The sequence below is a fragment of the Streptomyces sp. NPDC029169 genome (assembly GCF_055563935.1).
The window spans coordinates 342,983-354,608 of the sequence record NZ_JBVHXA010000001.1 but is presented as its reverse complement, the minus strand read 5'-3'; the positions used below and the strand labels follow the sequence as shown (position 1 = coordinate 354,608).

Here is an 11,626-nt window from a genome sequence, read left to right as displayed (position 1 = left end):
GCCTAAGCACCACTCCGTGCATTGGAGATTCATGAACACCCTCATCCAGCGCCGTCGTCCCGGCCGCTTCGCTGCTGCCGTGCTCACCGCAGCCCTGGCCTTCTCGGTGGCCGCCTGTGGTGGCGGCACCACCGACAAGCCGGCCGCCGACAAGCCGGCCGCCTCGGCCGACGCGAGCTTCCCGCGCACCATCACCCACGACAAGGGCAAGACCGAGATCAAGTCGAAGCCCAAGCGCGTGGTGGCGCTGGACAACAGCCTGGTCGAGGCCGTGGTCGCGCTGGACGCCCCGCTGGTGGGCGGCATCGGCTCGTACCGTGACCAGAAGGGCTTCCCCCCGTACCTCGGTGACGCGGTGAAGGGCACCAAGGACGTCGGCCCGATCGACAGCCCGAACCTGGAGGCGATCGCCGCCCTCCAGCCGGACCTCATCGTGTCGGCGACGGTGCGTCACGAGGACCTCTACGACCAGCTCAACAAGATCGCGCCGACGGTCTTCGTGAAGACCACCGGCCCGATCTGGAAGGAGAACGTCACCTTCCTGGGCACGGCGCTGGGTGAGGAGAAGAAGGCCGCGGACAAGCTTGCCGCGTACACGACGCGCGCCAAGAAGATCGGCGACGCGATCAACGCCAAGAACCCCAAGCAGACCTACTCCATGGTCCGCTTCCTGGACGGTCCGACGCGCATCTACCTGCCCAAGACCTTCAGCGGCATCATCCTGACCGACATGGGACTCGCGCGGCCTGCCAACCAGCAGGACCAGAAGGAGTTCAACATCGAGATCAGCGAGGAGCAGATCGCGCAGGCGGACGCCGACCACATCTTCATGACGACCTTCTCCGGCGGTGAGGAGCGCAAGAAGAAGTTCCTCGCCAACCCGCTGTGGAAGCGCCTCAACGCGGTGCAGAAGGGCAACGTCCACGAGGTCGAGGACGCTGTCTGGATGACCTCGGTCTCGCTCCAGGGCGCCGACCTGGTGCTCGACGACATGGCGAAGATCTTCAAGGTCGACGCGGCGAAGTAGTAGAAGTAGTCGGGTAGTTGTCCGGCTGGGCCGGTGTCGGCGGCGTACGAGAGCGTACGCCCGCCGGTGCCGGCCCGCCGCCGTCTCCGGGGCGGACGACGCAACGGCCGTCGTACACGAAGGCCTCAGCCCTCGTCCTCGAGCCGCCGCAGCCGCTCGGCGTCGCAGGTCCGCGGGCACGTCAGGCAGGCCCGGTCCGGAGCGATCGTGTAGTACAGGCAGCAACCGAGGCGTGTGCGGGTCGGATAACCGCGCCCGTCGCGCCCCGCGAGACGGCGGAAGTCGGCGCCGCCGGGGAAGGGCGCGATCGCCGTCGGAAGGAGCTCGGTCGCGGCCCGGACCGCCCGTTCCTCCTGGTCGAGAGCCCGGCCGAGGTACCAGATGCCGGAGAGCAGATCGTCGGCGACCATGCCCCACAGGGCGCGCGGCCCGCGCCGGACAGCCGGTCCGAACGCGGTCAGCAGAGGCCGTACGTGATCGACGACCGCGGCGCGCAGTTCGGCGCGGAGCTCCTCCTCGTGGCCCACGATCCTGGCCCCCGCCGTCGCCGCCGGGTCGGTCGGCAGGCAGGCGAAGTCCTGCCCGGGCACGATGCCGTACGAACCCGTCGTCAGATCAAGGCGGATGTCGCACGGCCGGACACGGGGCACGCGGCGGTCCAGGTACCAGGCTCCGCTCATCAGCAGGCTGACGGACCAGAGGTAGTCGTGCAGCGCCCGTGAGGCCGCGACATCCCTGCGGGGGGCGTGGTCGTGGCGTGCGCCGATACGGGCCGCAAAGGAGTCGACGAAGGCGTCCAACGCGCCGGGCGAGCCGGTCAGTTCCGCGCCGTCGAGCACGCGCGCGGAGGGGTCCTCCGTGGCGGAGTCGTCCATGGCGTTGCCGGGTGCGAGGACCCGGGCGTCGAGCGCGTCGCAGACGGCCGTGACGCGCCGGTACGAGTCGGCGAGGACCGGCTCGACACGCTCGACCGTCCCCGCTGTGGCGGTCCACAGCCCCTTGCTCATCGGCGCTCCTTGCACTCAAAAGTGAGGTCAGGCTTACCTTACCGGTTTGTTGGATCAGTGAAGATCGACACGCCAATCGGTCGACGCCGGGGCCAGGTTGAAACCTTAGGCATGGCTAACCTAAGCTGGCGTAGCGGTGTGGCGGAGCGCGGCCGTGCCGCTACCACCCGTACCCGACCCGAAAGGGCCTGGCATTCCATGCGGCTGTACCTGCTCGCCCTGAACCCCACCGACTCGGTCACCGAGGGGTTCCTCCCCGCAGCAGCCCGGCTCGGTCTCGACGTCACCATCCTGACGGACCAGCCGGACTCGCACCGCCGGACGTATCCGGACATCGAGACGCTGGAGTGCGACGTACGCGACTTCCGCGCGGTCATCACGCGGATCTCGACCCACCACCGGCCCGACGCGGTGTTCACCAACAGTGATCACCTCCAGACTCAGGCCGCCCTGGCGGCCGAGTACTTCGGCCTCCCCGCCAAGAGCTGGCAGGCCGCGCTGCGCGCCAAGGACAAGGCGCACATGCGCCGTCACCTCACCGCGACCGGCGCCGACACGGTGTGGTCGGCCGAACTCCCGGCCGGACAGGACCCGTCCGCTGCGCTGACCGGTCTCGACGTGCCCTACCCGTGCGTCGTCAAGCCGCGCGAAGGCGTCGCCAGCGAGGACGTGGTCCTGGTCCACAGCGCGGAGGAACTCCTGCTGCGCTGCAAGGAGATACAGGCCCGGCGGCCCGAGGCGCCGCTGGTCGTCGAGGAGTACCTCGCCGGCGAGCTGTACACCCTGGAGACGCTCGGCGACGGCCAGGTCCGGCACGTCCTCGGCGGATTCCACACCGAGCTGTCGCCGCCGCCGTACTTCATCGAGGAGCGGCTGACCTTCGTCCCCGCCCACCCCGAGCCGGTCGTCGACCAGATCCTCGCCCAGCTCGACGCCCTCGGCGTCGGCTTCGGCGCCTGCCACACCGAGTTCGTCGTCCACGAGGGCCGCGCCCGCATCATCGAGGTCAACTACCGGGCCATCGGCGACCAGTGCGACCTCCTGCTCGCCCAGCTCCTCGACATCCCGCTCTTCGAGCACATCCTGCGCACCCACCTCGGCGAGCCGCTCCCCGCGGACCTCGGCGCCCGCACCGACGGCGCCGCCCGCCTCGAATACCCCTGCGTCGAGAGCGCCGGAACCCTCGTGTCCTGCCCCGCCGCCACCGACCTCGAGACGGACGGCGTGAAGCTCACGTACCGTCCGCTGCGCGACATCGGCGAGCGGCACGAGCTGTACCACACCAACCGTGACTACCTCGGCGTCCTGCGCGCCACGGGCACCGACCAGGCGACCGTCGACCGGGTCGTCGCCGACTTCCTGGCCGCGCAGCGCTGGGAGATCGCGCCGTGACGACCACCACCGCCGAAGCGGTGACGTCCGCCGAGCGGGATCTGCTCCTGCGGGTGCTGTCCGCGCTGCTGCGCGAGGACGTCGTCGGGCTTCGCAGCCGAAGCGTCCTCGTACAGCGGGCGGACGGCCCCTGGCTGCGCCGGGAAACCGACGGCGACGCCCTGCTGCTGCCCGTCGCCGAGGACGGCTTCCAGAGCGCGTACGCGGCCCGGCTGCCGCTGCTCGTCCGGGAGTCGGACGGACACCCGCTCACCACGTACGACGAGATCGTCGGCGCCCTCAAGGAGCTGGCCGAGCCCGTCGACCACCCCGGCTTCGACGCGTTCACGGAGGAGTGCCGGCAGACACTGGCCACCATGCGGCTGCACGAGCGGACCATCGAGGAGACCGCCGAGCTGCTGACCTCCCGCCACGGGGACGACCCCGCCCGCTGGACCGGATACGCCGCAGGGCTCGCGCACGACACGCTCGCCGCGCGCCTCGACCATCCCGTGTACCCCACCGCGCGGGGCCGGTCCGGGCTCACCGACGACCAGGTACGGGCGTACGCACCCGAGTTCCACCCCCGCTTCTCCCTGCACTGGGTCGCTCTCCCTCACGAGGCCGTCACCGTGCCGGGCGGCGCCGCGAACCTGCCCGCCACCTGGCCCTCGCCGGCCGACCTCGGCCTGCCGGAGGAGCTCTCCCGCACCCATCTCGCGCTGCCCGTCCACCCGTTGACGGCCGGGGCGCCGCTGGATGAGGCCCTGCGGGCGGCCGGCCTGCACGAGAGCGCGGTGGTCGCACCGCGCCCGTACCTGGAGGCCGTACCGACGCTGTCCATGCGGACGGTCGCCCTGGCCGACGATCCGTCCCTGCATCTCAAACTGCCGTTGGCGACCGCGACGCTGGGCCTGCGCAACCGGCGCACCATCAAGCCCGGGACCCTCGTGGACGGCGCGGCGGGGCAGCGGCTGCTCGAGACCGTGATCTCCCGGGAGCCCCGGTTCCGCGAAACGATCCTGCACGCGGACGAGACGGTGTACGCGCACGCCGGGCACGAGCTGCTCGCCGTGCTGTGCCGCCGCTACCCGGCAGGCCTCGACAACGCCGTCGTCGTCCCCCTGGCGGCGCTACTGGGCGAGGCCCCCGGCTGCCGGCTGGTCATCGACCACCTCGCGGACCGGTTCTACGGCGGGGACCCGACGGCCCTGCTCGACGCCTGTCTCACCCTGCTCCTCGACTGGCAGACCACGCTCTTCGGGTACGGCATCGCCCTGGAGTCCCACCAGCAGAACATCTCGCTCGTCCTGGACGGCGCGGCGGACGGCCGCCCACGCCTCCGGCTGCTCCTGAAGGACAACGACGGGCCGCGCGTCAACACCCGCCGCCTGCACGAGACTCTGGGCTCCGACGCACCCGACGCGGCGGAGTTCGACGACGCCCGCATCTTCGGCGACGACGACCGGGCCGTCACCGACCTGTTCACCACGATCACCGTGCACCTGTGCGCGGGCGCCTACGCCTTCGGCCTCGCCCGGCACGGCCGCGCCCCGCTCACCACGCTGCTCCGGCTGGTACGGGACCGGCTCACCGAGGCCGTTGAACGTCTCGGCACCCGGCCGGGCGAGCCCGGCGTCGTCCTGCGCGCCCAGGTCCTGGACGCCCCGGAGCTGCCGGTCAAGGCCATGGTCACCGCCGGAACGCTGCTGTCCAAGGAGCGGTCGGGCGCCGCCGACATCAACAAGCACTACACCTCCGGTCCCAACTATCTGAGGACGGTGCAGGAATGAGTGCCACCGCCGCCCCACCGGCCGGCAGTACGGGCGCCACCTCCGCGCCCGCGCCGGACCACGTACTGGCCCGCCGCCAGGTGCACGCCGTGGCCGGATGCTACTTCGTGGCGTCGTTCGCCGCCCTCGGCCTGCCGCCCTTCCTGACCGAGATCCTGCCGGGGCTCGGCGACACCACCGCCCGCTGGGCGGGGGTGCTCTACATCGTCCCGACCGTGTTCGGCGCGGTCGGCGCACCCCTGTGGGGCCGGCTCGCGGACCGCTACGGCCGCAAGCGGCTCCTGCTGCGCGCGCAGCTCGGGCTCGCCGTATCGTTCCTGCTCGCCGGCTGGGCCGACTCGCTCGCCACCTTCACCGCCGCGCTCGTCCTCCAGGGCATCCTCGGCGGCACGTTCGCCGCGTCCAACGGCTACCTGGGCGCGGCGCTCGAGGGCCCGGACCTGTCGAAGGCGCTCACCCTCATGCAGGGTGCGGCCCGCGCCGCCCTCGTCTTCGCGCCGATCGTCGTCGGCTCCCTGTCGCCCTGGCTCTCGCCACACCGGCAGTACGCCCTGCTGGCCGTGCTGCCGCTGGCCGCCGCCGTGCTGATCTGCGTCCTGCCGGAGTCGCGAGGCGGGCGCGCCGCGACGAAGGCGTCCGATGCCTCCGATGCGACAGGTGCGTCGGACGCGACGGCGGAGGTGTCCGGGGAGAAGACGCGTGCGCCCCACCCGGCGACCCCCCTCCGGGCCCTGTACGCCCTGGAGTTCGCCTTCGTCTTCTCGACCGTCATCTCCTTCCCGTACCTCATCTCGCTCATCGAGGAGCGGCTGCCCGGGACCTCCCCGGGCGTCTCCGGAATCCTCTTCGCCCTGCCGCACCTGTGCTACCTGCTCACGGCGCTGGCCGTGCACAAGGCGTTCCACCGCCGCCCCCGCCTCGGGCTCGCCCTCGGCTTCGTCTGCATCGCGCTCGGTCTCGCCGGGCACGGCGTGGCCCTCTCGCTGCCCACCCTCACCGCCGTACGCCTCGTCCTGGGCGCCGGCCTGACCCTCGGGCTCGTCTGTCTCTCTGTGCTCGCCGCCGACTGTGCCAAGGGCCGTGCCCCCGGCGGCATGTTCGGCTCGCTCGAGTTCTTCTCGAAGGCCGGCGCCGTCGCGGCCGGAGTGGCCGCCGCGGTCGGCAACAGCTACTTCGGCCCGTCCGCCCCCGTCCTCACGGGCACCGCCGTGGCCCTGGCCACGGTCATCCCCGTCGCCCTGCCCCTTGTGAACCCCCTCCGCACTCGCTGGAGCCGTTGATGTCGCTGCCCCCATTCCTCGGCACTGTCCGCCACCCAGCCGTCTCCGCCGGCCTGCCCGACGCCGACGCGGTCGTGGCGCACACCCTCCTCAACTGCCTGCTGCGCGAGGTCTCCGGCCCGGAGCACCAGACCGCGGTGACCGACGGCCACCTGCTGCTGCGCCTGCCCCGGCGCGGGGTGCTGCTGCGCGTGGCGCTGCGCCGTACGTCGCTGCTGGGCGCGCACCGCTTCACCGGCCCGGTCCAGGAGCAGCGCGACGGCGACTGGGCGCGGATCGACTGGCAGCGGCTCGCCGAGTACGTCCAGGACGAGCTGTCGCTGCGCACGGGCGTCCGCAACGAGGAGTTCCTCGACCAGATCGTCTCCAGCCACCAGGCCGTCACCGCCGCGCTCGCCGTCCGCGCGGCGGGTGCGGAAGGGCAGCAGAGGGAGCCGGAGGAGCAGGAGCTGGAGGAGCGGGAGCTGGAGGACACCTACCTCGCCTCCGAGCAGTCCCTCCTCTTCGGCCACCGCTTCCACCCAACCCCGAAGGCCCGTACCGGCGACGCCGCCTCCTGGCTGGCGTACGCCCCCGAGGTCGGCGCGTCCTTCCCGCTCCGCCACCTCGCCGTCCGCGCCGAGCTGATCGCCGAGGAGTCCTCGGACCCGGCCGCCACCGCACCCCTCGACCGGCTCGGCGACGGGGTCCCGGAGGGTTACCGGCTGCTCCCCGCGCACCCGTGGCAGTACGAGATGCTGAGCGGTCACCCCGCGCTGCGCGAGGCGCTCGACCGGGGCGACATCCTGGACCTCGGGCCCGCCGGCACGCCGTTCGCGGCCACCGCGTCCGTCCGCACCCTCTACGACGGCGACACGTTCCTGAAGTTCAGCCTGAACGTCCGCATCACCAACTGCCTTCGCAAGAACGCGAGTTACGAGCTGACCGGCGCCGTCGCCCTGACCCGGCTGCTCGCGCCCGCGCTGAACGACCTCACCGAACGGTTCCCGGGCAGCGCCATGCTCCGCGAGCCCGCCTACCGCAGCCTCGCCCTGCCCGGCCCCGACGGCGCGCCGGACCGCACGCTGCTCGAAGGCTTCGGCGTGATCGTCCGCGAAGGACTCTCCGCACGGCAGCTCCCGGGCACCACCCCGCTCCTGGCCGCCGCCGTCGCCGACGAGTACCCGAGCGGGCCCGGCCACATCTCGCGCCTCCTCGACGGAGCAGGCCCGGGCACCGCGCTCGCCTGGTGGTCCGCCTACCTGAAGCTGCTCGTCCCGCCCGTCCTTGCCGCATACTTCGACCACGGCCTCGTCCTGGAGCCCCACCTGCAGAACGTGGTCGTCTGCGTCGACGACGACGGCATGCCCGCCCAGGTCCTCTTCCGCGACCTGGAGGGCACCAAGCTGCTCCCCGAGCACCACGCCGACACCCTCGCCGCGCTGCCCGCCGAGGTCGCCGGCCCCATGACGTACGACGCGGAGCGCGGCTGGGACCGCGTCGCGTACTGCCTGTTCATCAACCACATCGCCGAGATGCTGGCCGCCGTCGCCGATCTGCACCCCGAGACGGAACCGGCCCTGTGGTCGCAGGTCCGCGCCACCCTCCAGGCGTACGCCGACCGCCACGGCTGCCCGCCCCGGCTCGCCGCGCTCCTCGCCGGCGTGCCGCTGCCGGCCAAGGCCAACCTCCTCACCCGCTGGGAGCGCAAGGCCGACCGCGAGGCCGGCTATGTCCGCCTGCCCTCCCCTTTCGCCGAGGACGTCCTGTCCGGAGCGGTCGACGACTCGTGGAGCCACGCCCGATGACACCCCCCACCCGAGCGGTGCGCGCACGCATCCTCGACATCGCCTCCGACAGCCTGCCCGCCTACGTCTACGACCTGGCGGCGCTGCGCGAACACGCCGCCGCCGTGCGGGCCGCGCTGCCCGAGCGCGTCGAGCTCTACTACGCGGCCAAGGCCAACCCCGAACCGGAGCTCCTGGCCGCGCTCTCCCCGTACGTCGACGGGTACGAGGTCTCTTCCGGCGGCGAACTCGCCCACGTGGGCCGGGCCGTGCCCGGTCGCCCCCTCGCGTTCGGCGGCCCCGGCAAGACCCCGGCCGAGATCGCCGCGGCCCTGGAACTGGGGGTCGAGCGCTTCCACGTCGAGAGCCTGTACGAGCTGCGCGTACTGGCAGGCCTGGCCGCCCGCCTCGCCCCGGACACGCCCGTCGGTGTCCTCCTGCGGTTCAATCTGCCGCTTGCCGCCGCCTCCCTGGAGGGCAGCTCCCTCGCCATGGGCGGCCGGCCGACGCCCTTCGGCCTCGACCCCTCCGACGCCGACACCGCCGTCACTCTGCTCACCGACGGCACGCTCCCGCACCTGCGGCTCCTGGGCGTCCACGCCCACCTCGCCAGCGGCCTGGAGGCCGAGGAGCAGATCGCGGTCGCGGAGTCCGTGGTCGACTGGGCCACCGGACTCGCCGCCCGCCACGGCGTCCGCCTCGCCGAGGTCAACGTCGGCGGCGGCATGCACGTCGACTACACCACCCCCGACCGCCGGTTCGACTGGTCCACCTACGGCAAGGGCCTCGCCCGGCTCGTCGAGGAGCACCCGGACCTGGTCCTGCGCATCGAGCCCGGGCGGGCGCTGACCGCCTACTGCGGCTGGTACGCCACCGAGGTCCTGGACGTGAAGCGCAGCCACGGCGAGGACTTCGCCGTCGTACGCGGGGGCACGCATCACCTGCGCACGCCGGCGACCAAGGGCCACGACCAGCCGTGTGCGGTGCTGCCCGTGGACGCCTGGCCGCACCCGTGGCCCCGCCCCGCCGCCGCGGCGGACGCGGTCACCCTGACCGGTCAGCTGTGCACCCCCAAGGACCTCCTCGCCCGGCACGTTCCGGCGCCGGGTCTGCGGGCGGGCGACAGGGTGGCGTTCGGCCTCGCGGGGGCGTACGCGTGGAACATCTCGCACCACGACTTCCTCATGCACCCGCGGCCCGGATTCCACTTCCTCGGCTGACGGAAGCGCTGTTCTGAGAAACCGAAACGGCGGGACAGACCGGGCGCGCCCCCGGTCTGTCCCGCCGTCTTTGTCCGCTGCCTCAGGCGGGTTGGGTGGAGGTCAGGCTCCGTGCGGATTGCGGTGCCAGGGCCCGCTCGGCCAGGTAGCCGAACAGGAGCCCGTGCGCCGCCCACAGCACGGCCTGGGTGCCGATCGAGGCGAGGCGGAACTCCCACAGGTCGGCGGCCGGGAAGCCCTCGGGGATGTTGTCGCCCTGTGGCAGGAACACCATCGCGACCGCGATCGCCGCCACGAAGGCGACGCCGCCGGCGATGGCGGCGTTCCAGTTGCCCCACGCGGGCGCCAGACGACGACCGAGCAGGACAGCGGCCGTCCCAAGGAGCAGGCTCAGCGCGATCATCCCGACGAACAGAACGGTGCGCTCGTTGAGCGTGCCCGGGTCGCCCACGGCCGGCGGATTCGCCGGGTACTTCAGGGTGGGGATCAGGTACGCGAGGAAGAACCCGGCGAGAGCGGTCAGCGCCGCCGTCGCCCGGGCGCCGAACCGGCCGACCCGGCCCAGCGCGAAACAGAACGCGAGCGCCGCGACCCCGCCGATGGCGACGCCGAAGACGAGGACACCCGTGGCGAGCCCCGCCGTGGACTGCACGGAACGGCTGACGAGTTCTTCGCCGCCGTGCTCATGGGAGTGGGCGTCCTCGAACGCGATGGCCGCGTTCACCGGTCCTTCCCCGACGAGGTAGGCCCAGACGAACGCGAGGAGGCCGGCGACGACGCCGGCGAGCATGCCGCGCACCAGCAGGGTGCGCGCGATGGCGGAGTTCATGAGTTGAGTTCTCCGTCAGTGGCAGGGGAAGCCGAGGAGGTGGCGGGCGTCGTGCACCCACTCGTGGACGCCCTCGCCGGAGACCAGCGCGGTGGCGCCCTGCTCGGCGCCGACGAAGTAGACCAGGATCAGCGTGAGGACACCGATGAAGACGGCCCAGGGGGCGAGCGTCCGCAGCGGCAGGGGCGTGAGGGCCTGGGTGGTGGGGGTGGGGGCAGCGGTGGACTGCGCCATGGCGAGACCTCCTCGGGAACATCGCGTCCCGCATCGTGTGGAGCACGCGACGACAGCGTTGGGTCTGACTCACCACCACCTCCTTGGGGAGGGGCGGCACACAGTGGCGCGACCGTGCCGGGCTTTCACCGGACTTCCGTGGCGCCGTCGTCCTTGTCGCCCCAGATGTTAGGGGCAACGGGGACTTCGGCCAATATGGCGTGCACCACCTGCGACCGCCCGGGCCTCGGCCCGGGCATCTGACGAAGGGACTCTCCTTGACCGTCCGGCTCACGTTGCTGTGCGCCGCTGCCCGAGTGGAGCGCGTCGTACGGTTCGGCGACGCGTCCCTCGACGAGCGCGCGCTGCGGCAGGTTCAGGCAGCGGCTGGTTCGCTGCCCGCGGCAGCCGCCTCCTTGACGTATACGGCTCCGTCGGAGCGGTGCAGGCAGACCGCGGCGGTACTGGGCTGGGACGCGGCCACCGTCGAACAGGCGCTGCGCGACGTGGACTTGGGCGGCTGGCTGGGCCGGACGCTCGACGAGGTCGCGGCCGAGGACGGGGCCGGGCTCGCCGCGTGGCTGTCGGACCCCGATGCCGCACCGCACGGCGGTGAGTCGGTGACGCGGCTGTGCCTCCGGATCGCCGCCTGGATGGCGGGTCTGCCGGAGGATGCCGGGCGGGTGCTGGCCGTGGTCGAACCGGCCGTGGTGCGAGCGGCGGTCGTGACCGCGTTGGACGCGCCACGGCGGTCGTTCTGGCGTCTCGACGTCCCGCCCCTGGCTGTCGTACAGCTCAGCGGCCGGAGCGGGCGCTGGAATGTGCGGCTGGGCGACCTGTCCGCCGAACGCGGCCAGGGAGACGACGGAGACGGCTGAACGTCGCGCGCAGCGCCGCCGGGCCGGCCGCTGCTACTCGGCGATCTCCGTACGCTCCCACCATTCGTACACGCGCAGGGTGCCGTCCGCGGTGTCCTCCCTGCGCGGGGTCTCCCTGAAATGCTCGTAGCCGCCGCGGTGCAGGATCTTCAGATCCTCGCCAGGGGTCTCGATCGGGACGATCCGCTCCGGCAGGTCGTCCGGGCCGCCCTCCAGAAGTGCCTTCTGCGCCATGGCACCAG

11 protein-coding genes are annotated in these 11,626 nt (G+C 72.4%); 7 read left to right on the top strand and 4 right to left on the bottom strand.

Features of this window, described 5'->3' with window-relative positions; translation table 11 throughout:
- The first annotated feature begins 31 nt into the window (after positions 1-31).
- Positions 32-1,027: an ABC transporter substrate-binding protein gene (locus ACZ4VI_RS01415; RefSeq protein WP_467995556.1), complete on the top strand. Its 996-nt coding sequence runs from the start codon at positions 32-34 to the stop codon at positions 1,025-1,027.
- Between the two features lie 125 nt (positions 1,028-1,152).
- Here ACZ4VI_RS01415 and ACZ4VI_RS01410 read toward each other — a convergent pair whose 3' ends face one another.
- A complete protein-coding gene (locus tag ACZ4VI_RS01410; RefSeq protein WP_467995555.1) occupies positions 1,153-2,034 on the bottom strand; it encodes a (2Fe-2S)-binding protein in 882 nt (293 codons plus the stop codon).
- Positions 2,035-2,232: 198 nt separating this feature from the next.
- On the opposite strand from ACZ4VI_RS01410, the gene ACZ4VI_RS01405 reads away from it, so the two are divergent.
- From ACZ4VI_RS01405 to ACZ4VI_RS01385, 5 genes are read left to right on the top strand one after another with little or no spacing between them, the layout of a single operon-like run.
- Positions 2,233-3,426, top strand: coding sequence for an ATP-grasp domain-containing protein (locus ACZ4VI_RS01405; protein ID WP_467995554.1), 1,194 nt, complete (start codon positions 2,233-2,235; stop codon positions 3,424-3,426).
- Entirely contained in the window at positions 3,423-5,198 is a 1,776-nt protein-coding gene (locus ACZ4VI_RS01400) for an IucA/IucC family protein (protein WP_467995553.1), read from the top strand. The genes ACZ4VI_RS01405 and ACZ4VI_RS01400 overlap by 4 nt, the downstream gene beginning before the upstream one ends.
- Entirely contained in the window at positions 5,195-6,478 is a 1,284-nt protein-coding gene (locus ACZ4VI_RS01395) for an MFS transporter (protein WP_467995552.1), read from the top strand. Before ACZ4VI_RS01400 ends, ACZ4VI_RS01395 begins: the two co-directional genes overlap by 4 nt.
- Entirely contained in the window at positions 6,478-8,265 is a 1,788-nt protein-coding gene (locus ACZ4VI_RS01390; protein WP_467995550.1) for an IucA/IucC family protein, read from the top strand. The genes ACZ4VI_RS01395 and ACZ4VI_RS01390 overlap by 1 nt, the downstream gene beginning before the upstream one ends.
- Positions 8,262-9,464, top strand: a complete 1,203-nt coding sequence (locus ACZ4VI_RS01385; RefSeq protein WP_467995548.1) for a type III PLP-dependent enzyme — start codon at positions 8,262-8,264, stop codon at positions 9,462-9,464. Before ACZ4VI_RS01390 ends, ACZ4VI_RS01385 begins: the two co-directional genes overlap by 4 nt.
- 82 nt (positions 9,465-9,546) lie before the next feature.
- Here the strand turns inward: ACZ4VI_RS01385 and ACZ4VI_RS01380 are convergent, their stop codons facing one another.
- Together ACZ4VI_RS01380 and ACZ4VI_RS01375 are read right to left on the bottom strand one after the other, a co-directional pair.
- Complete coding sequence (locus tag ACZ4VI_RS01380) at positions 9,547-10,293, bottom strand: CbtA family protein (RefSeq protein WP_467995547.1); 747 nt, start codon at positions 10,291-10,293, stop codon at positions 9,547-9,549.
- Positions 10,294-10,308: 15 nt separating this feature from the next.
- Positions 10,309-10,527 carry a CbtB domain-containing protein gene (locus tag ACZ4VI_RS01375; RefSeq protein WP_467995545.1) on the bottom strand — a complete coding sequence of 73 codons (219 nt, stop codon included), beginning with the start codon at positions 10,525-10,527 and terminating at the stop codon, positions 10,309-10,311.
- A 257-nt stretch (positions 10,528-10,784) separates the two neighbouring features.
- On the opposite strand from ACZ4VI_RS01375, the gene ACZ4VI_RS01370 reads away from it, so the two are divergent.
- On the top strand, positions 10,785-11,384 hold the full coding sequence (locus ACZ4VI_RS01370; protein WP_467995544.1) for a histidine phosphatase family protein: 600 nt from the start codon (positions 10,785-10,787) through the stop codon (positions 11,382-11,384).
- Positions 11,385-11,417: 33 nt separating this feature from the next.
- Here the strand turns inward: ACZ4VI_RS01370 and ACZ4VI_RS01365 are convergent, their stop codons facing one another.
- Positions 11,418-11,618: a DUF5988 family protein gene (locus ACZ4VI_RS01365; protein WP_467995543.1), complete on the bottom strand. Its 201-nt coding sequence runs from the start codon at positions 11,616-11,618 to the stop codon at positions 11,418-11,420.
- Between the last annotated feature and the right edge of the window lie 8 nt (positions 11,619-11,626).